Origin of the sequence: Tropicimonas omnivorans (assembly GCF_031846565.1) — a bacterium.
In the GTDB taxonomy this organism is placed as follows: domain Bacteria; phylum Pseudomonadota; class Alphaproteobacteria; order Rhodobacterales; family Rhodobacteraceae; genus Tropicimonas_B; species Tropicimonas_B omnivorans.
The window spans coordinates 587,590-610,237 of sequence record NZ_JAVRHL010000002.1; the positions used below are offsets into that span (position 1 = coordinate 587,590).

The window sequence follows — 22,648 nt, forward strand, 5'->3', positions numbered from 1 at the left end:
ACGCGGGCGCTTCGGGTGAGCCACGATGTGCCCCGCTTGTGGGGCGGGCGGGGATGGTCGTCCGCTCGATCCGTGCCTGAGCGAGCAGGAGGTCGAGCGTCCGCAAGTCGCTCACTCCGGCCTCAGCGAAGGGTGCCATAAACCCGGCCGGCAAGTTCGCGGACCAGTTTCTCGCGCATGGCGCGCGCGACATCGTCATAGCCGCGCGCCACGACTGAAAAAGCGCCGGGGCCGTGGAGGACGTTCTCCTCGTAGTAGCGCTCAAGCCCCTCCGGATCGTCCGGCTCCGAGACGATGGGCAGGCCGTTCACCGTCACTCCGGCGAAATCGAAATTGGCGTAGGCGAGGCCGGGCCCGAACCCTTCGTTGTTCGGCCCGTCGCCGCTGACGTCGAGGGTGTGCGCCGCGCAAGGCGGCGCACCCGCGAAAGCGCTCGAGGCGTAGCCGAGCGCGTAGCCGAGGGCCGTCGGAGATTGGGTCTCGCTGCGGGGGCTGGTCGAAATGCGGGCGGCGGCGCTTTCGAGCGCGTCCGCGCCGTCGATCAGCGTCCAGCCGATGATCTCGGTCTGCGTCCAGCGGCCGGACCATTCGAACACCGAAAGCGCGACTGGCGCGTCCGGAAGCGTGGCGAGAAAACCCGCCCGGACCTCCTCGCTCACGAGCGCCGCGGCGAGCCCCTGCCGCTGGAGTGCATCCTCGCTCGCATCCACCGAGGAGGACACATCGATCGCGAGTAGCAGGGCGAGGCGGCAGGCATCTGCCGCCCCGGGAAGAGCGGCAAGGGATGCCGCCGGAAGAAAGGTCCGGATCACCAGTGGCCCGTGTTCTCCATGCTGGCCCACGGCTCCTCGGGCGCGAGGGCGTCGCCGTCCTGGAGCAGTTCGATGGAGATGTTGTCCGGCGACCGGACGAACGCCATGTGACCGTCCCGCGGCGGGCGGTTGATGGTCACACCGGCATCCCGAAGTTTGGCGCACATCTCGTAGATGTTGTCCACGCGGTAGGCGAGATGGCCGAAATGGCGGCTGTCGGAGGGGAGGCCCTCGTCGCCGTCCCAGTTGTAGGTCAGCTCGACGGGCGTTTCGTGCTGTCCCGGAGGCGCCATGAAGATCAGGGAGAATCGCCCCTTTTCGTTGTCGATCCGGCGCTTTTCCTCGAGGCCGAGCAGGCGGAAGAAGTCCATCGTGGCGTCGAGGTCCTTCACGCGGACCATGGTATGCAGATAGCGGATCGTCATGTCGCCTCAATCTTGTTCTGGGTCAGGATGACGGGGAGGGTAGGGCGCCGCCGGGCGAGCGCAATCCCTCGGGCCCGGCGATCGAACCTGAGGGACTGGACTGCCCTTCGATCACCTCAGAACGCCGATGCGACGCCCAGGGTCAGGTTCGTGGCCTCGCCGTCGAAGCGGCTGATGGTGCTGTCCGTGGTGCGCGCCTCGAGGCCGATGACCGGAGAGAAGCCCATACGCCCCACGGCGTCGATCCTGAGCGACAGTCGCGCCGACAGGGTCTCGTCCTGCCGTCCGCCCGGCACGTCGATGAAGCCGATGCGGTAGGCGTCGAAGTCCCGCCGTTCCCAGGTCAGCCCGCCTGACAGGTGCATCCCCGCCAGTGGCTCGCCCATCGACAGATCGAGGGCGGCCGAGGCGCCGGACCAGTCGAGATTGGCGTCGTCCGACGCGACATTCCTGGCCGCGAAGGAAAAGCGCGTGTGCACACCGACGATCTCGCGGGAGAGGGCTGCGGAGGCGCTCCGGCCGGTGCGCGCCTCGCCGCCGGTGAGGGACAGGCGCCGCTCGAGACCGGCGCCAAGGCGCAGGTCCACCTCGCCCGGAAGGTCCACGCTGCGCCCGAGGGAGACGCGCGCGGAGCGGTCGAGCGGCTCGTATCCGTACCAGGACTTTCCGAGCGCGAGAGCATAGGTATCGGGGACCGGCAGATCGCCTGGCGCAATGGAATGGGTCAGGCCGATCTCGGCGGCGCCGTAGTCGAAGGCGCTGCCCTCGATGCCGGGCGCCTGCTCCCGCGCTTCCTTCGAGAGTTCGTTCCAGGTCCGGTAACCGTTGAAGGTCAGGGCGGTTCGATGGTCCGTCCCGCGGGACAGGGTGCGGGCGGCGGTGAGGGTGGCGCTGGTGCGAGTGCCGGACAGCGCCCTTGCGGACCCGGAGAGGCGGCCCACCGGCAGGCTGTCATCGAGGACCAGCCATTCGGAGCTGGAGCCACCGTTGATGTTGTCCGTCCGGCCGTGGCTGAAGGAGAGGCGGACCGAGAGGGGAGAGACGGCGCGCATCCGGCCGAACGCCTCGCCCACCCGGTCCCGCGTCGCATCGTCGGGGGCCGTGCCGTAGGCGCGCCGCATCCAGAATTGAGCCGCGATCCAGCTGTCATCCGCGGCCGCGGCGCGGGAGGTGTACCACGCCGCCTCGTGCCTCAGACCATCGCTGCCGGCCACGCGCCACGCGTCTGCGCCAGCCTCGCGGCCGGCCTTCGCGTCTCCGAGGGACGGGGAGGTGGCGGCGATGAGGATGAGGGCCGTGGGGTCCTCCGGGTCGGCGAGGCGAAGCTTCCGGCCGAGGGCATTGGCAAGCGCGTCGTCGCCCGAGCGAAAGGCGCGACGCGCCAGCTCCCGGGCTTCGGGAATGCTGAGGCTGATCTCCTCCGCCCGCGGCGCCTCCGGGACCGCGAGGCACAGGGCGAACGCCGCCACCGCCGCCACCGCCGCGAGAGCGCGGCCGAGGGTGCCGCGCTCAGTCAATGTCTTCGAGGCTGTCCACGTCGGTGCAGATCGCGGGCGCATCGGTCGTTCCGCAGCGAGGCAGGACGAAGATGCCGGTCTCCTTGTCGAATGTGCCGCTAACCTCCTCGCGCGGATCTGCGGGGATGAAGATCGTGTCGAGCGCCACGACGCCCGCGAGCCCATCGGAATTCTCGCCTCCGATCGTGCCGCCGAACGTGCCGGCCCCGAACGGCACACCGTCTTCGTCGCGCATGCGTGCGGTGCCGAGGAAGACGCCGGTATCATCCAGATCGCCATCGGCGAGGAAGACCGTTTCCAGCTCCTGATCGGCATAGGGCCCGTCCACGAAGCCGCGGTCGTAGATCGCGCCGTTGACGGCATTGTCCCCGAAATCGACGTTGATGAAGACGCTACCGGTGGTCTGGGCGGCCTGCTGGGGGATGAGCGCGGGATCGGTGCCGGGGGGGACCGGCATCCGCTGGTCCTGATCGGCGTCGGACAGGTTCGTCACGCCGGCATAATTGCCGGCATAGCTGACCTGGCCTTCGGTCGGCTTGACATAGTTGCCCACCCGTTCGTAGTAGCCGCCCTGGTAGAAATCCGTGAACTGTCCCGCATCGCCGGCGACGACGGCCTGCACCGAGCCGTCCGGACTGCGCGCGGCGAGGGCGACGAAGATCCGGTCGAGTGCATCGTCCTGGGCCGAGAAGGCACGGTAGCCGTCCACGTCGAGGGCGGCATTGCGGTCGTAGGTGGCAAGGATGCGGTCCGCATCGAGCGCGTTCATCTCCACCGTCAGGGTGTCGTCGTCCGGATCACCGGGATCGCCGGGATCGTAGGCGATGGAGCGCAGGTCCTGCGCCAGCGCATCGGGAATGGTGTTCTCGTCCAGATCGGGCGTCTCGCCGGGATCATCGGGACCGGGATCATCAGGGCCCGGATCCTCGCCGTTGTCTTCGCCGTCGTCCGAGACCCGGTCGCCGTTGACCGGATTGCTGCCGTCTCCGCCGCCGCATGCGGCAAGAAGAAGCATCAGCGCGATGGGTATCGCCTGCTTGACCATTGGAACTGCCCCGAGATCGTTTTTGCCTGTTTTGCCGGGGAGTTTTCGGGTGAGTTCGCTCCAAGTCAACGCTCCGGGGCGGGCGGGATGCAGTCTCGGGCCGGGTGCGGCCCTGATGCCGCAGCGGCAAATTTCGCTCAGCACGGGGCCGCGCGGGTTAACCCGCCCCCGTCCTCAGGATATGGTCGCCTCCGAGTCGCCCGAAGCCCCAAGGACACCGCCCCATGCCCCTCACCCCGGAGCAGCGTGCCGAGATCGAAGATGCCCGCGCCGAAACGCGCCAGACCCTGCGTGCCACGTCGGACGGGATGGAGTCGCATCTCTACCGCGCCCACGAGGTCCTCGATCACGGGCTCGTTCGCGTCATCGACTACATGGGCGACGATTCCGCCATCGTTCAGGCGGCGCGCGTCTCCTACGGGCGGGGCACGAAGGCGGTTCAGAACGACGAGGGTTTGATCCGCTACCTCATGCGGCACTGGCATTCGACGCCGTTCGAGATGTGCGAGATCAAGCTGCATGTGAAGCTGCCGGTCTTCGTCGCGCGGCAATGGATCCGCCATCGCACGGCGAACGTGAACGAGTATTCCGCCCGTTACTCGATCCTCGACCGGGAGTTCTACATCCCCGCGCCCGAGCACCTCGCGGCCCAATCCGTGCAGAACAACCAGGGGCGGGGCGAGACGCTCGAGGGCGAAGAGGCCGCGCGGGTTCTGGACTGGCTGCGCGAGGATGCCGGGCGGGCCTACGACCATTACGAGGCGATGCTGTCGCAGGACGGCCAGCAGGGCCTCGCGCGGGAACTTGCGCGGATGAACCTGCCGGCGAACATCTATACCCAGTGGTACTGGAAGACGGACCTGCAGAACCTCTTCCACTTCCTGCGTCTGCGCGCCGACCCCCACGCACAATACGAGATCCGCGTCTATGCCGAGGCGATCTGCAGGATCGTGGCCGACTGGGTTCCCGCCGCCTACCGCGCCTTCGAGGATTACCGCCTCGGCGGAGCGTCTCTCTCCGCCAAGGCCCTCGACTGCGTCCGGCGCATGGGCCGCGGCGAAGAGGTCACGCAGGAGACGAGCGGCATGAGCAAGGGCGAATGGCGGGAGTTCATGGCCGTGATGGAAGGGTAGGGGCTTCCGCATCTGTCGGCCTTGCCGGCCGTCGTTACCCGAGGAGAGCTCTTGATCCTTGCCCCGGCGCATCCACCCGCCGCGTCAGGGCTGGAGCCTCGGCAGGCCGGACCTAAGTCAGCCGGATGCCCAGCTATCCCACCACCCCCGACGGCCGCTATTTCGTCGCGAAAAACCGGCTTTGGCGTTCGACCGATCCGGGCCTGCCCGAGGCGGAGCGCAAGGCGGCGGTCCTTGAGCTGATGTCCGCACGGCGGGCGATCAAGGGGGCCCAGGGGGAGGCACTGAAGACCGCCCGCGCGCGCGTCGATGCGGCCAAGCGTCGTCTCGGCGAGCGGGGGGAGGTCTGGTGGACGGATGGCGCGCCGGACGAGGGGGGACGGCACCCCAGGAACAGCGCTTACGCCGAATGGTGGGCCAGTCTACCTGCGGCGGATCGCGAGGCCGGCGGCTAGCCGCACGCCCCCTCGCTCGATACCGGGCGGCCAAGGTGATCGGGGGCGGCAGGGTGGTCGGGGCCGCCCAGCCGAGCTGCGCGACCCCTTGTCCAGAAGGTCAGAGCGCTTGCAGATCCGTGGCGGAGGACCGGCCGTCCCGGCCTTCGCGCAACTCGTAGGCGATCTTCATGTTGTCGGCGAGGCCCGTCATCCCGGCCTGCTCCACGGCGGAGATATGGACGAAGATGTCCTGTCCGCCGTCATCCGGGGCGATGAACCCGTAGCCCTTGGTGGTGTTGAACCATTTCACGGTGCCAGTCGGCATGACCCGTGTCTCCTCAAGTCAGTCGCAGTTCGGGCGCTTGCAGCCCGGCGGAGCCGCAGAATCGCGGCGCCGCCCCTTCAAGAAATGCGAAAAGGACGCGGTCTGGCAAGATGAAATGACGCCCGGGAAGGAGCGCCGCGCTCAGGCCGTCCCGATCGCCGCCCGTGCCTTCAGATCGGGCGGAAGCGCCTCCTCGGTGAGCGACGCGACGAGCTCGTCCAGGGGCACCGTCTGCGTCTGCTTCTCGCCGAGACGGCGGACCGTGACGGTGCGGTTCTCCACCTCGCGCTGACCGATCGCGAGGATGACCGGCACCTTGGCCATGGAATGCTCGCGGACCTTGTAGTTGATCTTTTCGTTGCGGATGTCGGCCTCGGCACGCAGGCCGGCCGCCTGGAGGCTGGCCACCGCCTCGTGGACGAAGCCGTCCGCGTCGGAGACGATGGAGCAGACCGAGACCTGGGTGGGCGCCAGCCAGAGCGGCATGCGGCCGGCATGCTCCTCGATCAGGATCCCGATGAATCGCTCGAAGGAGCCGACGCAGGCGCGGTGCAGCATGAAGGGCCGGTGCTTCTCGCCGTCGGCGCCGATATAGTTCGCATCCAGACGCTCGGGCAGGTTCGGATCGACCTGGAACGTGCCGCATTGCCAGACCCGGCCGATGGCATCGGTCAGGTAGAAATCCAGCTTCGGGCCGTAGAACGCCCCGTCGCCGGGCTCCAGCGTGTAGGTGCGGCCGGTCTTGCGGATCGCCTCCTCCAGCGCGTTCTCGACGTAGTCCCACGATTCCTCCGTCCCCACGCGCTTCTCGGGCCGCGTGGCGAACTTGATCTCGAAGGTCGGGAAGCCGAGGTCCTCGTAGACAGCCGCGAGGAACTCGATGAAGCGGGCGCATTCCTCCTCGATCTGCTCCTCGGTGCAGAAGATGTGGGCGTCGTCCTGGGTGAAGCCGCGGACCCGCATGATGCCGTGAAGCGCGCCCGACGGCTCGTAGCGCGCGCAGGAGCCGAACTCGGCCAGCCGAAGCGGCAGATCCCGGTAGGACTTCAGGCCCTGGTTGTAGACCTGCACGTGGCAGGGGCAGTTCATCGGCTTGAGCGCATTGATGCGGGTCTCGGCGCGGTTCTTCGCGCTCGCATCGTCGTTCTCGCCGTCGCGGCTCTCGTCCACCTCCACGATGAACATGTGGTGCTGGTACTTCTCCCAGTGACCGGAGGCCTCCCAGAGCTTGCGGTCCACCACCTGCGGGGTGTTGATCTCGCGATAGCCGCCGGCGCGCTGCTTGCGGCGCATGTAGTCCTGGAGCGCGGTGTAGATCGTCCAGCCGTTCGGGTGCCAGAACACCTGGCCCGGTGCCTCTTCCTGCATGTGGAAGAGGTCCATCTCGCGCCCCAGGCGGCGGTGATCGCGCTTCTCGGCCTCCTCGAGGAAGGTCAGGTGCTTCTTCAGATCGTCGCGGTTGCGGAAGGCGACGCCGTAGATCCGCTGGAGCATCTGGCGGGAGCTGTCGCCGCGCCAGTACGCGCCCGAAACGCGCATCAGCTTGAAGGCATCCGCCGGGACCTGCCCGGTATGCTGTAGGTGCGGCCCGCGGCAAAGGTCCTGCCAGTCGCCGTGCCAGTACATCCGCAAGGGCTCGTCCCCCGGAATGGCCTCGATCAGCTCGACCTTGTACGGCTCGCCCAGCTCCTCGTAATGCGCGATGGCGCGGGGGCGGTCCCAGACCTCGGTGCGCACGGGGTCGCGGGCGTTGATGATCTCCTTCATCTTCGCCTCGATGGCGCCCAGATCGTCCGGCGTGAAAGGCTCCGCGCGGTCGAAATCGTAGTACCAGCCGTTTTCGATGACGGGGCCGATGGTGACCTTCACGTCGGGCCAGATCGACTGCACGGCGCGGGCCATGATGTGCGCGAGGTCGTGGCGGATCAGCTCGAGGGCCGGGCCGTCATCCTTCATCGTGTTGATGGCGAGCGCGCCATCCGCCTCGATGGGCCATGCGAGGTCCCAGTGCGCGCCGTCATAGCTCGCGCTGACCGCCTTTTTGGCAAGCGAGGTGGATATGTCCGCGGCGACCTCGCCGGCGGTGATGCCGGCCGGGTAGGAGCGGCTTGCGCCATCGGGAAGGGTGAGGGTGATATCGGCCATGAACGGCTCCTCGTCGGTTCGGCGCCTACGAAAACGCCCGGTTGCGGGTAAATTGCCGAGCCTGAATGCGCCGCGCGGGCGGGGAAGGTCAACCCGGCCCCCGCCGCTTCGCTTGCCTTGCGCGGCGGAAGGGGGCAATCGGGACGCACCACATCCCACCCGACCGCTTTGAGGAACCGACACCCATGCCCGCACTTCTCGCCACCAGGATCACCGGCACGATCGTCTGGCTCGGCCGCGTGCCGGACCGGGAGGCCACGCTGCGCGCCGAGGCGCTGGAGGAGGTGCGCGCGTCCTTTTCCGGCATCGAAGGCGAGAGCCATGGGGGGCTGACGCGTCCCTCCTGCTCCCGCGTGTCGACCCAGTATCCCAAGGGGACCGAGATCCGGAACGTTCGCCAGCTCAGCATCGTCTCGGCCGAGGAGCTGGCGGAGATCGGGGCGGAGATGGGGCTGGAACGGGTCGATCCGGCCTGGCTCGGCGCGAGCATGGTGATCGGCGGGATCCCCGATTTCACCCACCTGCCACCCTCCTCGCGGCTTCAGTCCATCTCCGGCGCGACGCTGACGGTGGATATGGAGAACCAGCCCTGCCACCTGCCGGCGAAGGTCATCGACGAGGATCGCCCCGGCGCCGGCCGCGCCTTCAAGCGGGCGGCCGAGGGGCGGCGGGGCGTGACCGCATGGGTCGAGCGGGAAGGCGTCCTGCGCGTGGGGGACGAGGTCCGCCTGCACATTCCGGGCCAGCGCAAGTGGCAGGGCGCCGGGATCTGAGACGCTGCGCCGACGTCGTTTCACGGGACCGAGGCAGGCGCGACGTCATGCGCCCACCGGCACGCCCGCACCGGGGCATGTTACCCGGCGATGAGGGTGCGTCCTCAGAACCCGCTGGCGTAGCGGTAATAGACGATCGGCGGATCTTCGGTCTGGCTGCCGACGCCGTCTTCGGCGGCCATGCGGCGGGCGCGCTCGAGCGCGGCGACGGCGGCGTCCTCGATCTCGCCTTCGCTCAGATCACCGGAGCCATCCGCGTCCAGCTCATCGAAATGGGCGGTGACGACGGCCTCGACGTCCCGCTGCGGGGCCTGTCCGGCCCACTCACCGGTGGAGACGACCCCGTCGCCATCCGCATCCAGAGCGTCGAACATCCGCGCGGCGGAGGCCATCGCGTCATCAGGGGCAAGTTCGGCGGGATTGGCGATGGAGCGGCCGGTGGGATCGAAGATGAACCTGCGGAGCACCACGACTTCCTGCGAGGCCAGATCGGAGCCCCGTGCGGCCTCGAAGGCCGTGCGGGCCGCCTCGAAGTACTCGGCGCGGGTGATGGCGCCATCGCCGTCCAGATCGGCGTTCGACACGTTCATGTCGCTGCGGTCGGCGGGGGCGGGGCGGGCCGCGGCCGTCGCGGTCAGGCACGCCACGGCTTCCTCGCGGCCGACGGTGCCGCTGTCGTCTTGGTCCATCGCCGCGAAATGGGCGCGGGCCGCCTCGCGGACGGCGTCGGCCGAGACGGCGTCCTCGACGCTCTCGATGGCCACGTATCCCATGCGGCAGACATCCGGGAGCTCGACGCTGGTCGGAACGGGCGGCGTGGCCCCTTGCGGCGCGGCCGACTGGGCGAGGGATTGAACCGGCGCAAGAGCGAAAAGGCACAAGGCCGTGGCGGCGAGGGAAGGGTACGTCATGCTAAAATTGGCATCCGTGCGTGAATGGATTCGGGATTCATCGGCATGGCAACGCAGCGGATCGTTTCCGTGTTCCCGGGCGCGGGACCTCGGTGCGCCGCGATGACGCTGGAGGACCCTGCCATGCCGGCGCCCGGCTTGCCGGTCCGGCAGGCGCGGGATAAGCCGCGCCACGAAAACGGACCTTCGCGAGGTAGAGACATGACCCGGCCCCCGGCTTCCGCGTGCGGCGACATGGGCGCGCTGCGCCTCCAGATCGACGAGATAGACCGCGAGTTGATCGCGCTTCTCGTCGAGCGCGCCGCCCATATCGACCGTGCCGCCGAGCTGAAACCCGCCGCGGGACTGCCGGCGCATATCGACAGCCGGGTCGAGGAGGTCGTGAACAACGTACGTGCCGCCGCAAACGGGGCGGGGCTCGACGCGGATCTCGCCGAGGATGTCTGGCGGCGGCTCATCGGATGGTCGATCGCGCGCGAGGAGATGGCCATGCAGCACAGCGGGATCAAGGGAGCGGACGAATGAGCGCAGACATCATCGACGGAAAGGCCTTCGCGGCCTCCATTCGCGACCGCGTGGCCGCGGCCACGGGCAACCTGAAAGAGGAATTCGGCCTGACGCCCGGCCTCGCCGTGGTGCTCGTGGGCGAGGATCCGGCAAGCCAGGTCTACACCCGGTCTAAGGAGAGGATGGCGACGGCGGCCGGGATGGCTTCCTTCGAGCATCGCCTTGCCGAGGAGACGACGGAGCGCGAGCTCCTGGGACTGATCGACAATCTGAACGCCGATCCCGAGGTGCACGGCATCCTCGTGCAGCTTCCCCTGCCGCCGCATCTCGATTCGGCTTTGGTGATCAACGCCATCGATCCCAACAAGGACGTGGACGGGTTCCACATCTCGAATGCGGGGCGCCTCGCGACGGGGCAGACCTCGATGGTGCCCTGCACGCCGCTTGGATGCCTTCTGCTCCTGAAGGATCGGATCGGCGATCTCTCGGGCAAGCATGCCGTCGTGGTCGGCCGGTCCAACATCGTCGGCAAGCCGATGGCGAGCCTTCTTCTGGGTGCGAATGCGACGGTGAGCATCGCCCATTCGCGGACGGCCGATCTGGCCGGGCTCTGCCGTCAGGCGGACATCCTCGTGGCGGCGGTCGGCCGGCCGGGGATGATCGAGGGCGACTGGATCAAGCCCGGCGCGACGGTGATCGACGTCGGCATCAACCGCCTTCCGTCCGAGACCGAGGGCGGCAAGGACCGCCTTGTCGGAGATGTGGACTTTGCCGCGGCCAAGGAGGTCGCCGGTGCGATCACGCCGGTGCCGGGCGGCGTCGGACCGATGACGATTGCTTGCCTTCTGGCCAATACCGTCGTCGCCGCGGCGCGCATCAACGGACTTCCGGAGCCGGACGAGCTGACCGTCTGAGGCGTCAGGCCCTGCGGCGCAGCCGGGGTGGCGCGCGCATGGCGCCCGGCCTCTTTCCCTTCGGCATGGAAAAGACCGGCAGGCGGGCCATCGGCTCGCCCGTCAGGATCGCCAGCGTGCGGGAGCGCTCCATGAGGCGCCCCACGGGCGGCGCATCGGCGAAGAGGCCGCCTGTATAGGTGCCGAACGCCGGCATGATCAGGCGCGATCCGTCGGTGACGAAGCAGGGCCGCGCAACGCGGCTGCCGCGCGCATTGACCGCAATCTTTGGGTGCCAGTGCCCCGAGATCTCCCCGGGCGACGCGCCATCTTCGGCGATATGGCGGAAGGTGAGGGGCCCAAGGGTGAGTTCGGCGAGGTGGCGCCCGTCGACGTCCAGGGGCCCCGGATCGTGGTTGCCCTCGATCCAGACCCAATCCCGCCCGGCCATGAGGCGCAGGAGCCAGAGCCGCTCCTCCTCCGCCAGGCCGCCCAGGGCGGCGGCATCGTCGAAACTGTCGCCGAGGCAGATCACGCGGGCTGGGCCGAGGGCGGTGATCGCGGCGTCGAGGCGCTGCAGCGTGTCGCCGGTTTCGTAGGGAGGCAGAAGCGATCCGCCCCGCCGCGCATGACGTTCCGACTTGCCGAGGTGCAGATCCGAAGCGCAGAGCGTCCGCTCGGCCTCCCACCACAGAAGGCCGGAGGACAGCAGCGTCAGGGCGGAGCCCGCGAAATCTATCCCGTGCGCGTTCATGCTGCGTTCCTACCCGGCAAGGGCAGGGCGGGCAAGGGCGGGACCGGGGCCGCGGGCTGGATCCGGGCAGGCGACACCCCGCCGGACGGCGGCCTCCGGCGGGGGGGCTTCAGGACGATAAGGGGATCAGAGCTTGATCTCGCCGTCCTCGTAATCCGCCCACCAGTGGACGCGCGACGCGGCGACCTCGATCATCACGAGCCCTGGCGTGTCGAGCCCGTCCTTGAACCACTCCTCGAGGTCCGGGACCCAGTGCGGCTCCATCGTGGCGCGGTCGCGGTGCAGCGTGGCGGTGCCTTCGATCGACAGGAACGTCATGTCCTTCCCGACAAGGGAGAGGCCGACCTTGGGGTCCCGCTCGATATCGGTCACGGTCTGGCTCTCGTCGAACGTGAAGTAGCGCGAGGTGCCGTCGAAGGTCACATCGCGGTTGTTGCTCATCGGGCGGGCGGCAATGCTGCCGTTCTCGCAATGAGTGGACAGCATGGTGAAGTCGATCGCCTTCATGCGTTCGGCGATGTCGGGCAGGGTCATCTCGGCCATGTCGCGGCTCCTTGAGGTCGGTCCCCCCGGTAACGCGCAAGCTATCCGGCGGGGTCCGTCTCAGGCGAGGCCGGCCGCTTCCATCAGCCGCTCGGCCTCCTCCTCCACGAGGCGCGCTTCCGCCCGGCCCTTGATCGGCACGCGGCCCATTTCGAGGAACATCGGCGCGGCGAGGGGGGAGACGCGGGTGAGGATCGCGTGGTCGATCCGTCCCTCGATCCGGTCCAGCATCTGCTCGATACGGCCGAAATCGACGAGACCGCGGGTCGCCTCCTCCCGGGTGATCTGCATCAGCAGATGGTCCGGGTCGTATTTCAGAAGCGTGTCGTAGAGGATGTCGGAGGAGAAGGTCGCCTGCTTGCCGGACTTGCGCTTGCCGGGCGTGTTGCGCTCGATCAGCCCGGCGATGGTGGCGGAGGTCTTGAAGGTCCGCTTCATCACCGCATTGCCGGCAAGCCACGTCTCGAGACCCTCGAAGAGGTTCTCGCGGGAGAAGAGGGGGGCGGGATCGGTCACCTCATCCAGCCCCCAGACCAGGGTCGCGTAATCGGTGGCGACGAAGCCGAGCGGGTTCAGGCCCTGCTCCTCCATGCGGGCGGTCATCAGAAGGCCGAGGGTCTGCTGCGCGTTGCGGCCGGCGAAGCCGTAGGCGCAGACATGGTTGCGACCGTCATGGGGGAAGGATTCGATGAGCAGGCGGTCCCGCTCCGGCAGGTGGCTGACCTCGCGCTGGAGACGGAGCCAGTCGGCGGTGTGCCGCGGCAGTTCCGGCCAGTCCTCCTGCCGGAACATCTGCAGGATGCGGTCGGAGAGCTGAGTGGAGGTGGCGAACTTCGTGCCCATGAACGTGGCGATGCGAGGCGGCTGGGTCGGGCGCCGCGTGACCTCCACCGTCATCTCGCGCAGACCCTCGTAGCGCACGACCTCGCCGCCGATGAGGAAGGTGTCGCCGGGGGTGAGGGTCGCCGCGAACCCCTCCTCGACCTCACCGAGGGGCATTCCGCCGCGCCCGCGGAGCCGCACCTTCAGCGTGTCGGTGTCCATGATCGTGCCCATGTTCATCCGGATGCGGCGGGAGGTCCGGGGGTCGCGAAGCTCCCACAGCCCGTCGGCGCGCTGCCGGATCCGCTGCCAGCGATCGTAGGCCCGGAGCGCATAGCCGCCGGTGGCGCAGAACTGGAGGCAGTCGTCGAAGGCGGCGCGCGTCAGGGCGGCATAGGGGCCGGCCGTCCTGACCTCGGCGAAGAGCGCGTCCGCGTCGTAGGGACCCGCACAGGCGGTGAGGAGGATGTGCTGGCAGAGCACGTCGCGGGGGCCGGGCCCGCGGGCCTCGCCGTCGAGCCTGCCCTCGGCCACCGCCTTGAGGGCCGCGACGCATTCGACCACCTCGAACCGGTTCGCCGGAACGAGGAGCGCCTTCGAGGGGGCATTGTAGCGGTGATTGGCCCGGCCGATCCGCTGGACGAGGCGCTTGACGTTCTTCGGCGCGCCGACCTGGATCACGAGGTCCACGTCGCCCCAGTCGATGCCGAGATCGAGGGAGCCTGTACAGACGATCGCGCGGAGCTGCCCCGCCACCATCGCCGCCTCCACCCTGGCGCGTTGCTCACGGGAGAGGGAGCCGTGGTGGATGCCGATCGGCAGCGCCTCTTCGTTCGCAAGCCAGAGGTTGTGGAAGAAGATCTCCGCCTGCGCGCGGGTGTTGTGGAAGATCAGCGTGGTGCGATGGCGCCGCACTTCCTCCAGCACCGCCGGGATCGCATAGGCCGCGCCGCCGCCGGCCCAGGGCGGCGCCTCTTCGGTGGTCAGCATGGAGATGTCCGCCGGCGGTCCGGGATCGGCGTGGACGATGGATGCGGTGTGGGGCGCTTCGGCGAGCAGGCGTCCGATGGCGTCCGGGTCCTCGACGGTGGCGGAGAGGCCGACGCGGCGGAGGCCGGGGCGGAGCGTGCCGAGGCGGGAGAGGGCGAGGACGAGCTGGTCCCCCCGCTTGCTCTCGGCCAGGGCGTGGATCTCGTCCACCACGATGCGCCTGAGGCCGGCGAAGATCCGCGGCGCATCCTCGTAGGAGGTCATCAGGGCAAGGCTTTCCGGCGTCGTCAGCAGGATATGCGGCGGATCGGCCCGCTGGCGCTGGCGGACGGAATAGCTCGTGTCTCCGGTGCGGTCCTCGACGCGGATCGGAAGGTCCATCTCGGTGATCGGGGTGGTGAGGTTCCGGCGGATGTCCGCGGCCAGCGCCTTCAGCGGCGAGACGTAGATCGTGTGGAGGCCCTGATGCGTGCCGTCCGCGAGCTCCGCCAGGGTGGGCAGGAAGCCGGCGAGCGTCTTGCCGCCGCCCGTCGGCGCGATGAGAAGGGTGGCGGGGTCGTGCGTCCGCTCGAGCATGGCTCGCTGATGCGGGTGAACCTGCCAGCCGCGCGCGGCGAACCAGTCGCGGAAGACCTGTGGCAGCCCAGGGTTCTCGGGGTGATCGGGGGAGGACAGCGTCATCTCAGGGCAGATAGGCGCGCGTTTCTCCGGCGACAGGGCAGGGCGCCCGCTTTCGCGCCGCCGTGATCGGAAGGGGTCACCCTTCCTCGCCGCCGATCCGCGGCAGGCCGGCGCGGAGGCCGGCAACCTCGGTATCCCGCTCGGCCGCCATCTTGCCACTGTTGTCGGCCCAGGTACTGAAGCGGTCGAGGAGGGGAAGAAAGGTCGCGATCTCCTCCGCGGTCCAGCTTTTCAGGAAATCACCGAGTACGAGAAGCTTGTAGGCGTACACGGCCTCCACCACGCGTGAGCCGTCCGGCGTCGCCCGAAGGACGGTGCGGCGGGCATCCTCCTGGCTCACGGCCCGTTTGGCGAGGCCGAGGCGGATCAGCTCGCCGGCAATGCGGGACGCGCGGGAGGGATCGATGCCGAGGCGCTGGGCGACGGTGGCGACCATGATCTCCCCCGCATCGTCCTGCCCCGCCGCATCGCCGGGGGGACAGATCACGGCCATCGCGTCGAGTTGAGCAAGCTCCAGCGGAAGGCCGAGGTCGCGCAGCGCATGGTGTCCGAGTTCCCGGCGGTTGACCCGCCGGCGCCAGTTCTGAAGGACCGTGTCGACATCCCGCGCCGCGCGGGTCAGGCGCGGATCGATCCCCATGGCGGCAAGGTCGGTGGGCTGTCGGTCGTCGCTGTCGTCGGCCACGCGAGGGCTCCGTTTCAGGTCCAGATAATACGTGCAGTTGACATGTATATGCTGTCGTCACATATCCAGAGCAACCCCGATTGCGCCGTCCTGCCCCATGTCGGGGGAGAGGCGGCCCTGCCCGTATATCTCCGAAAGCCGTTCTACCATGTCACAGACAGCATTCGAATCCCCCTCGCAGCCCATGGCGGAGGAGGCGCCGGGGGGGCGCGTCGGTCAAGATCGTCCTTGCTGCCGTCGCCCTCTCGCTGCTCTTCGCGTCGCTCGGGCAGACCATCGTGTCCACCGCGCTGCCGATCATCGCAGCCGATCTGGGCGGGATCGACAACCTGACATGGCTCATCACGGCCTACCTTCTCGCCTCCACCGTCGCGGCGCCGGTCTCTGGCAAGCTCGGCGACCTCTTCGGCCGCAAGGCGGTGATGCAGGGCGCCATCGCCATCTTCGTCGTCGGCGCCGTGATCGCGGGGCTTGCGCCGAGCATGGGGGTCCTCATCGCCGGCCGCGCGGTGCAGGGGCTCGGGGGCGGCAGCCTGATCGTGGTGTCCATGGCCGTCGTGGGCGACGTCCTTCCGCCGCGGGACAGGGGCAAGGCGCAGGGCATCCTCGGGGCCGTCTTCGGCGTCTCCACCGTGCTCGGACCGCTGATCGGCGGGTTTCTCGTCGAAGCGCTGAGCTGGCACTGGATCTTCTTCGTCAACATGCCGGTCGGCGCGCTGGCCTTCGTCGTCATCGCCGCTGCGCTCGAGACGCCGGCCCCCGGCATTCGCCCGCGGATCGATTACGCCGGCGCGGCCAGCCTCGCGGCATTCCTCTCGGCGATCGTGCTGATCGCGAACATGGGCGGCAGCGCCGTGCCGTGGGTGAGCGGGACGATGGCGCTCCTCCTTGCCATTGCCGTGGGCGCACTCGTCGGCTTCGTGGCGGCGGAGCGGCGTGCGTCCCAGCCGATCCTTCCGCTGGAGCTCTTCGGAAACAACACGTTCCTCGTGGTGAACGGCGTGGGCTTCTTCGTCGGCGTCGCGATGTTCGGCACCATCACCTTCATGCCGCTCTACCTGCAGGTGGTTCAGGGGGTGACGCCGACCGTTTCGGGGCTGTTCCTGCTGCCGATGATGGGCGGGCTCATCGCCGCCTCCACGGCGGCGGGGCAACTGATGTCCCGGACGGGGCGCTACAAGCTGTTGCCGATCATCTCGACCGCGATCCTCGCGGTTTCGCTCCTGACCATGACCGTCCTGTCGTCCGAGACGCCGCTCTGGGTGATCGCGGCGGGCATGCTGGGGATCGGCCTCGGCCTCGGGCCGGTCTTCTCCGTCGGCGTCGCGGCGATCCAGAACGCGGTGCCGCCGCAGATGCTGGGGGTCGGGACGGCGAGCGCCAACATGTTCCGGCTGATCGGCGGCTCCATCGGCACGGCGGCCTTCGGTGCGATCTTCGCCAGCGGTCTTTCGGCGAATATCGCGGGCCACATTTCCGGCGATCTTTCTGGCGGCGTGCGGTCGGTCAGCGCCGAGATGGTGGCCAGTCTCCCCGCGGCGGACCGCGTGACGGTTCTGGAGGGCTTCAGCAACGCGCTCCACCCGATCTTCTTCGCGGGCGCGGTGCTTGCCATCCTGGCGTGCCTGCTGTCGCTGCGGTTGAGGGAACTGCCGCTCGGAACGACCCTGCCGGGCGCACGCCCGTAGGCGGAGACCGCGGCTCTCCGCACCGGGCGCGCGATCCCGGCAGAACCTCGCCGGCGTCATCAAAACGTGTGCAGGTCGGCTGCGGCGCCCTTCTGACAAAGGGCCGGGGGGCCGCCGCCCCTCATCTCCCTCCCCGTGTCCCGTCCGGAAATGTTCGGGCCAGGTGGGCGGCCCATCACGACGCTTGACAGGTCATGGCCTCGCTGTAACCTACCAATCGGTAGAAAAGGGAGGAAACCATGTTCGACCGCACGACTCTCGGGCTTCTGGCCGCGACTTGCATGACCGCGCTGCCCGCAGCGGCGCAGGAGTACAGCTGGACGCCAGACCGACCGATCAACATCATCGTTCCGTGGTCCGCAGGCGGATCGACCGACCAGGTCACGCGGGTCGTCGCGCCGATCATCGAGGAGGCCCTCGGGACCGAGGTGGTCGTGGTGAACCAGCCCGGCGCCTCCGGCTCGACCGGTACGGCCGCGGCGCTCGACGCCCCCCGCGACGGCTATACCTGGACCGCCAACGCGATCGCCAACAATGCGACCTACGCGGTGACGGGCCTCGTCGAGGACACGACGATCGATGATTACCACATCTACCTGCACGTCGCGAACGTGCCCCTCGTCTCGGTCAATGCCGACAGCGAATACCAGGACTTCAATGCCTTGCTGGAGGCGATGGAGACCGGCAGCGTGACCGTCGGTACTGCCGGCGTGAACAGCTCGGGCGGCATGGCCCTTGCCGCGATCCGGGAGGGGTCCGGCACCGAACTCGAAGGCGCGCGGATGATCACCTATGACGGCGGCAACCCCGCCGTGATCGCCGCGGCGTCGGGCGAGGTGGTCGCGACGACGCAGCTCGCCGTGGAGCAGACCGAGATGATCCGTGCCGGCCGGTTGCGCGCGCTGACCGTGCTGTCCGACGAGGCGCTCGAAGTCGAAGGCATCGACCCGGTGCCGCCGATCACCGACTTCATTCCCGACTTCGAGGTCGCCGCCGACTATTTCGGCGTGTTCATCCCCGTCGGCGCGCCGCAGGAGGTCTATGATACCATGGACCAGGTCTGGGAAGATCACGTCATGAACTCGGAGGCGCTCAAGACCTATGCCACCGACCGCGGCGCCGTCTTCCTGCCGAGCTATGGCGATGCGGCGCTGGAGAGGGCGATGCCCGTTGTGATCTCCGAGGCCTGCGCCCGGGTGACGCGCGGCGAAGCGGTCCTCGATCCGTCCGAGATCGGGATCGACTGCCCCGAAGAGGGCTGATCCCGCTCATCTTCGCCCATCAGGGGCGGCGGCCTCAAGCGCTGCCGCCCCGCTCCTTCCGTCCTTCGCGGAGCAATCCCATGAATATGACGCTGGCCGATCGTCTGACCGCGATCGCCTTTGCCGCACTCGGCCTCGCCATGGCCGTCGGCGGCTACACGATGGACCGGCTCGAGATCCGGCGCATCCACCCGGCCTCCATTCCGGGGCTCGTTCCGATGATCCTGGGAGTCCTTCTCGTGATCTGCGCAATCGTGCTCTGGCGCGAGGCGCGTGCCGCCAATGCCGGGGACGCGGCCATCTTCACTGACGGCTCGTGGACGCGCCTCGGTCTCACCGCCGCGGCCACGCTGATCTACGCCATCGTCCTCGTCGGCTGGCTTCCGTTCATCTGGTCCACCGGGATCTTCGTCTTTTCCTTCGCCACGATCTTCAGCTGGCCGGAGGGCGCCGGTCGGGGCGCACAGGCCAAGGCCATCGGGGGCGCTCTGCTGCTCGCCGTCGCGACCGGATGGGGCACCAGCCTCCTCTTCCGTGACGTCTTTCTGGTGAGGTTGCCGTGAGTGCCCTGACAGATCTCTTCGCCGCCCTCGTCGGACTGATGACCCCCGGCATGATCTTCCATGCCGCCTGGGCGACGCTCCTCGGTATCGTGATCGGGTCGCTGCCGGGGCTGACCGCGACCATGGGCGTCGCGCTGATGACGACGCTGACCTACTCGCTCGACAGCACCGCCGCGATCCTCGTCCTGATCTGCATGTATGTCGGCGCGATCTACGGCGGCTCGCGCAGCGCGATCCTGCTGAACATTCCCGGCACTCCGGCCAGCGCCGCCACCTCGCTCGACGGCTACCCTCTCGCCAAGGAGGGGCGGGCGGGCTACGCGATGGGTCTTGCGACGGCGGGGTCCATGCTCGGCACCCTCGTCGGCATCGTGCTTCTGGTGATGATCGCGCCGCCGCTCGCCGAAGCCGCGCTCAACTTCGGCAGTTTCGAGTTCTTCTGGCTGGCGGTTTTCGGCGTCGTCATCTCGGGTCAGCTGACCGCGGATTCGACGCCGGTGAAAGGCTATATCGCCGGCATCCTCGGGCTCATGGTCGCGATGGTCGGCTCCGAGGGCATCCACGCCCATGTCCGCTTCAATTTCGGCCTCTCCGACATGAATGCCGGGATCGGCCTCATCCCCGCCATGGTGGGCGCCTTCGGCTTCGCCGAGGTGCTGAACGCGATGTGGGGCAGGGCGGGCATCCTCGCGACCGCCAAGGACAAGAGCGACCGCATCATCCCCGAACTGATCGACCTCTGGCGCTACAAGGTCACCATCGTGCGCTCCGGCGTCATCGGCACCCTCGTCGGGATCATTCCCGGCGTCGGCGAGGATATCGGCGCCTGGGCGAGCTACGTCGCGGCGCGGCGGACATCGAAGGAGGCGGATCGCTTCGGCAAGGGCAGCCACGAAGGGCTGACGGCGGCGGAGACCGGAAACTCCGCGGTCGTCCCCGGCTCGCTCATCCCGGCGATCACGCTGGCGGTGCCCGGCTCGGCCAGCTCCGCCGTTCTCATCGCCGCGCTCTTCATCCACGGCATCCGGCCGGGCCCGCTGATCATGATCGAGCAGCCGCAATTCATCAGCTCCGTCGCCGCGATGCTGATCCTCGCGACCCTGTTCATGGGATTCTACGGCCTGACCCTGACCCGCGCCTTCGTGCAGGTCCTCCGCGTGCCCTACGCCTACCTGATGCCGGTCGTGTTCGTGCTCTGCGTCATCGGCACCTACGCGCTCAGCCAGCGGATCTTCGACATCTGGGTGATGATCGCCTTCGGGCTGGTGGGCTTCGTCCTGCGGCAGATGAAGTATCCGATGGCACCGCTCGTCCTCGGCATCATCCTCGGCGATCTTCTGGACAAGTCGCTCCGCCGCGGGCTGACACTGAGCGACGGAGATCTGACGCCGTTCTTCACGCGGCCTGTCTCGCTTGCCTTCGTGGTGCTCATCGCGGTTTCGATCCTCGCCAATTTCAGCTTCGTGCGCCGGAAGGTCTCGGGCCTCCTGCGGCGCAAGAAGGAGGAGCGGGATGCTTGATCTGGCGATCTGCAACGAGCTTCTTTCAGAGGATGGCCTGAACCTCCGGGAGCAGGCGGCGCTCGCGCGGGACCTGGGCTATGCCGGGCTCGAGGTGGCGCCGTTCACGCTGGGCCCCGATCCGGACCTGATCGGGTCGGACGACGCGGCGAAGATCAGGGCCGAGATCGAGGCGGAGGGCGTGCAGGTCACGGGCCTGCACTGGCTTCTGACCCATGTTCCGGACGTCTCGATCATCGATCCCGAGCGTCAGGAGACGGCGCAAGAGATCCTGATCGGCCTCGCCGAACTCTGCGCCGCCCTCGGAGGGCGGGTGCTGGTCCATGGATCGCCGCCGAGCCGCGTCCGGCCGAACGGGATACCGGAGGAGGCCCTGATCGCCCGGCTCGCGGCGTTCTTCGCCCCCATCGCGGAGCGCTGCGGCGATCTGGGCCTCACCTATTGCATCGAACCCCTGGCGGAGAGCGAGACGATCCACACCGTTGCCGAGGGCGCGGCGCTCGTGGACGCGGTGGGCCATCCCGCCTTTCTCACCATGATCGATTGCAGCGCAGCGGGTCAGACGGAGCCGCCGGTGGCGGACCTGATCCGCGCCTGGGCGCCGACGGGAAAGCTCGGGCATATCCATGCAAATGACAGCAATCGGGGCGCGCCGGGAATGGGCGACGATCCGTTTTGCGACATCGTCCGCGCCCTCGTCGAAACGGGCTGGCCGCATCCTCTGGGCGTCGAGCCCTTCCGGACACTGATTGACGCGCGCATCACGGCAACCACGGCCATCGCCACGTTGCGCGCCTGCGAAAGGGCATGTGCATGATGAGGGTGAGAATCGAGGAGGCGGAGTGGAGCGAGCGGGCCGTCGTCACACGTCTGCCCTTCCGCTTCGGCGCGATCACGCTCCGCGAAACCGGGGAGGCGCACTGCCGGCTCCGGATCGTGGTGAACGGAACGGAGGCGGAGGGCCGCTCGGCGCAGCTCATGGTGCCGCGCTGGTTCGACAAGCGAGAGGAGCTGACCGGTCCCGAGACCGTCGAGGAACTTCGGGAGAGCGTCCGCACCGCCTGCGCCGCCGCGCCGGGGCTCGAGGGGCCCGCCGCGGCGATCACCGAGGATCTGCGCTCCGAGGTGCGCGCCCGGATGCTGGAGGGCACGCCCGGCCTCGCGGCCGAATACGGGCCGGCGCTGGTCGAAATGGCCCTGATCGATGCGATCTGCCGGGCGGCCGGGCTGCCGTTCTGGAAAGCGGCAACGGCGGATCTGTTCGGCCTCGCGGGGCACCTCCCGGCCGATCTCGGTAAGGCGGACCTCGAAGGGTCGCTGGGAGGGATCAAGGCTCCGGCGCGTCTTCGCCTGCGCCATACCGTGGGCTACGATTCCCCCCTGACGCGGGACGAAGTCGGGCCGGATGCCCCGCAGGACGGCCTGCCGGTCTCCCTCGAGGAGGTCATCGAACGGCACGGCGTGTCCGCCTTCAAGATCAAGCTGAAGGGGGAGCCGGAGGCTGACCTTGCGCGCCTCGGCGCCGTCCGGGCCGTCGTCGACCGCTGCGCGGGCCTCGCCGTCACCCTCGATGCGAACGAACAATACGGCGCCGCGGAATTCGCCGATTTCCTCCGGGGGTTCCGCGAGGACGCCGGACTTGCCCCGCTTCGGGACGCGCTTCGCTTCGTCGAGCAGCCCTTCGACCGGGCGGAGGCGCTGTCCGCTCCGGTGCCCGAAGACATCGGTGTGCCTCTCGTCATCGACGAAAGTGACGATCGGCGGGACGCGTTCGCGGACGCGCTGGCGCTCGACTGGTCCGGAACCTCGATCAAGAGCGGCAAGGGCGTGCTTCGCGCGCTCCTGAACAAGGCGCGGGCGGAGGCGGCGGGCGCGCTTCTGTCCGGCGAGGATCTGACCTGCCAGCCCGGCCTCGCCTGGCAGCAGGACACCGCGATGGCGGCCGCCTGCGGCGTGCGCGACGTCGAGCGCAATGGCCATCACTTCGCCGGCGGCATGCAGGGCGCACCCGAAGAGGAAGTTGCCGCCCGGCTCGCCGCCCACCCGGACATCTACGTGTCCAAGGGCGGCCGTCCCGGTCTTCGGATCGAGGCGGGAGAGGTCGCGATCGGCTCGCTCGACTGCCCCGGATTCGGCGGAATCTGAGAAAACAGCACAGCTTTCTGTTGGAAGCTACCGAACGGTAGGTTAAGCTTTCGGCAAGGAATTCAGGAGGAC

22 protein-coding genes are annotated in these 22,648 nt (G+C 68.6%); 11 read left to right on the forward strand and 11 right to left on the reverse strand.

Annotated features, from left to right (window positions below; translation table 11 throughout):
* Positions 1-122 precede the first annotated feature (122 nt).
* The 4 genes from RM543_RS08115 to RM543_RS08130 all read right to left on the reverse strand — a co-directional run bounded on the left by RM543_RS08115 (position 123) and on the right by RM543_RS08130 (position 3,799).
* Positions 123-812 (reverse strand): DUF1194 domain-containing protein, encoded by a 690-nt coding sequence (locus RM543_RS08115; RefSeq protein WP_311690405.1) that lies wholly within the window; start codon positions 810-812, stop codon positions 123-125.
* Positions 809-1,237, reverse strand: a complete 429-nt coding sequence (locus RM543_RS08120) for a VOC family protein (protein ID WP_311690407.1) — start codon at positions 1,235-1,237, stop codon at positions 809-811. The genes RM543_RS08115 and RM543_RS08120 overlap by 4 nt, the downstream gene beginning before the upstream one ends.
* A gap of 116 nt (positions 1,238-1,353) precedes the next feature.
* Positions 1,354-2,754 carry a hypothetical protein gene (locus RM543_RS08125; protein WP_311690409.1) on the reverse strand — a complete coding sequence of 467 codons (1,401 nt, stop codon included), beginning with the start codon at positions 2,752-2,754 and terminating at the stop codon, positions 1,354-1,356.
* On the reverse strand, positions 2,747-3,799 hold the full coding sequence (locus RM543_RS08130) for a hypothetical protein (RefSeq protein WP_311690411.1): 1,053 nt from the start codon (positions 3,797-3,799) through the stop codon (positions 2,747-2,749). The genes RM543_RS08125 and RM543_RS08130 overlap by 8 nt, the downstream gene beginning before the upstream one ends.
* A gap of 224 nt (positions 3,800-4,023) precedes the next feature.
* Between RM543_RS08130 and thyX the strand changes: the two genes are divergently transcribed.
* The gene (gene thyX, locus RM543_RS08135; protein WP_311690413.1) at positions 4,024-4,932 is read left to right on the forward strand and encodes an FAD-dependent thymidylate synthase; all 909 of its coding nucleotides are present in this window, start codon (positions 4,024-4,026) and stop codon (positions 4,930-4,932) included.
* A gap of 125 nt (positions 4,933-5,057) precedes the next feature.
* The gene (locus tag RM543_RS08140; RefSeq protein WP_311690415.1) at positions 5,058-5,387 is read left to right on the forward strand and encodes a hypothetical protein; all 330 of its coding nucleotides are present in this window, start codon (positions 5,058-5,060) and stop codon (positions 5,385-5,387) included.
* Between the two features lie 100 nt (positions 5,388-5,487).
* Here the strand turns inward: RM543_RS08140 and RM543_RS08145 are convergent, their stop codons facing one another.
* Together RM543_RS08145 and thrS are read right to left on the reverse strand one after the other, a co-directional pair.
* Complete coding sequence (locus RM543_RS08145) at positions 5,488-5,694, reverse strand: cold-shock protein (protein ID WP_311690417.1); 207 nt, start codon at positions 5,692-5,694, stop codon at positions 5,488-5,490.
* A 141-nt stretch (positions 5,695-5,835) separates the two neighbouring features.
* On the reverse strand, positions 5,836-7,839 hold the full coding sequence (gene thrS / locus RM543_RS08150) for a threonine--tRNA ligase (RefSeq protein WP_311690419.1): 2,004 nt from the start codon (positions 7,837-7,839) through the stop codon (positions 5,836-5,838).
* A 185-nt stretch (positions 7,840-8,024) separates the two neighbouring features.
* Here thrS and RM543_RS08155 point away from each other — a divergent pair, with 185 nt between their 5' ends.
* Positions 8,025-8,612, forward strand: coding sequence for an MOSC domain-containing protein (locus tag RM543_RS08155; RefSeq protein ID WP_311690421.1), 588 nt, complete (start codon positions 8,025-8,027; stop codon positions 8,610-8,612).
* Positions 8,613-8,716: 104 nt separating this feature from the next.
* Here RM543_RS08155 and RM543_RS08160 read toward each other — a convergent pair whose 3' ends face one another.
* The gene (locus RM543_RS08160; protein WP_311690423.1) at positions 8,717-9,523 is read right to left on the reverse strand and encodes an EF-hand domain-containing protein; all 807 of its coding nucleotides are present in this window, start codon (positions 9,521-9,523) and stop codon (positions 8,717-8,719) included.
* A 234-nt stretch (positions 9,524-9,757) separates the two neighbouring features.
* Here RM543_RS08160 and RM543_RS08165 point away from each other — a divergent pair, with 234 nt between their 5' ends.
* Together RM543_RS08165 and folD are read left to right on the forward strand one after the other, a co-directional pair.
* The gene (locus tag RM543_RS08165; RefSeq protein WP_311690425.1) at positions 9,758-10,048 is read left to right on the forward strand and encodes a chorismate mutase; all 291 of its coding nucleotides are present in this window, start codon (positions 9,758-9,760) and stop codon (positions 10,046-10,048) included.
* Positions 10,045-10,944, forward strand: coding sequence for a bifunctional methylenetetrahydrofolate dehydrogenase/methenyltetrahydrofolate cyclohydrolase FolD (gene folD, locus RM543_RS08170; protein WP_311690427.1), 900 nt, complete (start codon positions 10,045-10,047; stop codon positions 10,942-10,944). The genes RM543_RS08165 and folD overlap by 4 nt, the downstream gene beginning before the upstream one ends.
* A 4-nt stretch (positions 10,945-10,948) precedes the next feature.
* Here the strand turns inward: folD and pdeM are convergent, their stop codons facing one another.
* The 4 genes from pdeM to RM543_RS08190 form a co-directional block, all read right to left on the reverse strand.
* Positions 10,949-11,677 carry a ligase-associated DNA damage response endonuclease PdeM gene (gene pdeM, locus RM543_RS08175; RefSeq protein ID WP_311690429.1) on the reverse strand — a complete coding sequence of 243 codons (729 nt, stop codon included), beginning with the start codon at positions 11,675-11,677 and terminating at the stop codon, positions 10,949-10,951.
* 126 nt (positions 11,678-11,803) lie between these two features.
* Positions 11,804-12,220: a pyridoxamine 5'-phosphate oxidase family protein gene (locus RM543_RS08180; RefSeq protein WP_311690431.1), complete on the reverse strand. Its 417-nt coding sequence runs from the start codon at positions 12,218-12,220 to the stop codon at positions 11,804-11,806.
* Between the two features lie 60 nt (positions 12,221-12,280).
* Positions 12,281-14,713 (reverse strand): ligase-associated DNA damage response DEXH box helicase, encoded by a 2,433-nt coding sequence (locus RM543_RS08185; protein WP_311690433.1) that lies wholly within the window; start codon positions 14,711-14,713, stop codon positions 12,281-12,283.
* A gap of 76 nt (positions 14,714-14,789) precedes the next feature.
* Positions 14,790-15,398, reverse strand: a complete 609-nt coding sequence (locus tag RM543_RS08190) for a MarR family winged helix-turn-helix transcriptional regulator (protein WP_311690435.1) — start codon at positions 15,396-15,398, stop codon at positions 14,790-14,792.
* Positions 15,399-15,619: 221 nt separating this feature from the next.
* On the opposite strand from RM543_RS08190, the gene RM543_RS08195 reads away from it, so the two are divergent.
* From RM543_RS08195 to RM543_RS08220, 6 genes are all read left to right on the forward strand, one after another.
* The gene (locus RM543_RS08195) at positions 15,620-17,086 is read left to right on the forward strand and encodes an MDR family MFS transporter (RefSeq protein WP_311691346.1); all 1,467 of its coding nucleotides are present in this window, start codon (positions 15,620-15,622) and stop codon (positions 17,084-17,086) included.
* 239 nt (positions 17,087-17,325) lie between these two features.
* Entirely contained in the window at positions 17,326-18,348 is a 1,023-nt protein-coding gene (locus tag RM543_RS08200; protein ID WP_311690437.1) for a Bug family tripartite tricarboxylate transporter substrate binding protein, read from the forward strand.
* Positions 18,349-18,428: 80 nt separating this feature from the next.
* On the forward strand, positions 18,429-18,911 hold the full coding sequence (locus RM543_RS08205) for a tripartite tricarboxylate transporter TctB family protein (RefSeq protein WP_311690439.1): 483 nt from the start codon (positions 18,429-18,431) through the stop codon (positions 18,909-18,911).
* The gene (locus tag RM543_RS08210) at positions 18,908-20,431 is read left to right on the forward strand and encodes a tripartite tricarboxylate transporter permease (protein WP_311690441.1); all 1,524 of its coding nucleotides are present in this window, start codon (positions 18,908-18,910) and stop codon (positions 20,429-20,431) included. Before RM543_RS08205 ends, RM543_RS08210 begins: the two co-directional genes overlap by 4 nt.
* On the forward strand, positions 20,424-21,248 hold the full coding sequence (locus tag RM543_RS08215; RefSeq protein WP_311690443.1) for a sugar phosphate isomerase/epimerase family protein: 825 nt from the start codon (positions 20,424-20,426) through the stop codon (positions 21,246-21,248). The genes RM543_RS08210 and RM543_RS08215 overlap by 8 nt, the downstream gene beginning before the upstream one ends.
* A complete protein-coding gene (locus RM543_RS08220) occupies positions 21,245-22,576 on the forward strand; it encodes an enolase C-terminal domain-like protein (RefSeq protein WP_311690445.1) in 1,332 nt (443 codons plus the stop codon). The genes RM543_RS08215 and RM543_RS08220 overlap by 4 nt, the downstream gene beginning before the upstream one ends.
* Positions 22,577-22,648 lie beyond the last annotated feature (72 nt).

Bases quoted from the DNA above. Each gene is read 5' to 3' on its own strand.
- RM543_RS08200 (WP_311690437.1), top strand. From the start codon at position 17,326: ATGTTCGACCGCACGACTCTCGGGCTTCTGGCCGCGACTTGCATGACC.
- RM543_RS08220 (WP_311690445.1), top strand. From the start codon at position 21,245: ATGATGAGGGTGAGAATCGAGGAGGCGGAGTGGAGCGAGCGGGCCGTC.
- pdeM (WP_311690429.1), bottom strand. From the start codon at position 11,677: ATGAACGCGCACGGGATAGATTTCGCGGGCTCCGCCCTGACGCTGCTG.
- RM543_RS08145 (WP_311690417.1), bottom strand. From the start codon at position 5,694: ATGCCGACTGGCACCGTGAAATGGTTCAACACCACCAAGGGCTACGGG.
- thrS (WP_311690419.1), bottom strand. From the start codon at position 7,839: ATGGCCGATATCACCCTCACCCTTCCCGATGGCGCAAGCCGCTCCTAC.
- RM543_RS08165 (WP_311690425.1), top strand. From the start codon at position 9,758: ATGGGCGCGCTGCGCCTCCAGATCGACGAGATAGACCGCGAGTTGATC.
- RM543_RS08185 (WP_311690433.1), bottom strand. From the start codon at position 14,713: ATGACGCTGTCCTCCCCCGATCACCCCGAGAACCCTGGGCTGCCACAG.
- RM543_RS08205 (WP_311690439.1), top strand. From the start codon at position 18,429: ATGAATATGACGCTGGCCGATCGTCTGACCGCGATCGCCTTTGCCGCA.
- RM543_RS08155 (WP_311690421.1), top strand. From the start codon at position 8,025: ATGCCCGCACTTCTCGCCACCAGGATCACCGGCACGATCGTCTGGCTC.
- RM543_RS08160 (WP_311690423.1), bottom strand. From the start codon at position 9,523: ATGACGTACCCTTCCCTCGCCGCCACGGCCTTGTGCCTTTTCGCTCTT.
- thyX (WP_311690413.1), top strand. From the start codon at position 4,024: ATGCCCCTCACCCCGGAGCAGCGTGCCGAGATCGAAGATGCCCGCGCC.
- folD (WP_311690427.1), top strand. From the start codon at position 10,045: ATGAGCGCAGACATCATCGACGGAAAGGCCTTCGCGGCCTCCATTCGC.
- RM543_RS08130 (WP_311690411.1), bottom strand. From the start codon at position 3,799: ATGGTCAAGCAGGCGATACCCATCGCGCTGATGCTTCTTCTTGCCGCA.
- RM543_RS08215 (WP_311690443.1), top strand. From the start codon at position 20,424: ATGCTTGATCTGGCGATCTGCAACGAGCTTCTTTCAGAGGATGGCCTG.
- RM543_RS08120 (WP_311690407.1), bottom strand. From the start codon at position 1,237: ATGACGATCCGCTATCTGCATACCATGGTCCGCGTGAAGGACCTCGAC.
- RM543_RS08180 (WP_311690431.1), bottom strand. From the start codon at position 12,220: ATGGCCGAGATGACCCTGCCCGACATCGCCGAACGCATGAAGGCGATC.
- RM543_RS08140 (WP_311690415.1), top strand. From the start codon at position 5,058: ATGCCCAGCTATCCCACCACCCCCGACGGCCGCTATTTCGTCGCGAAA.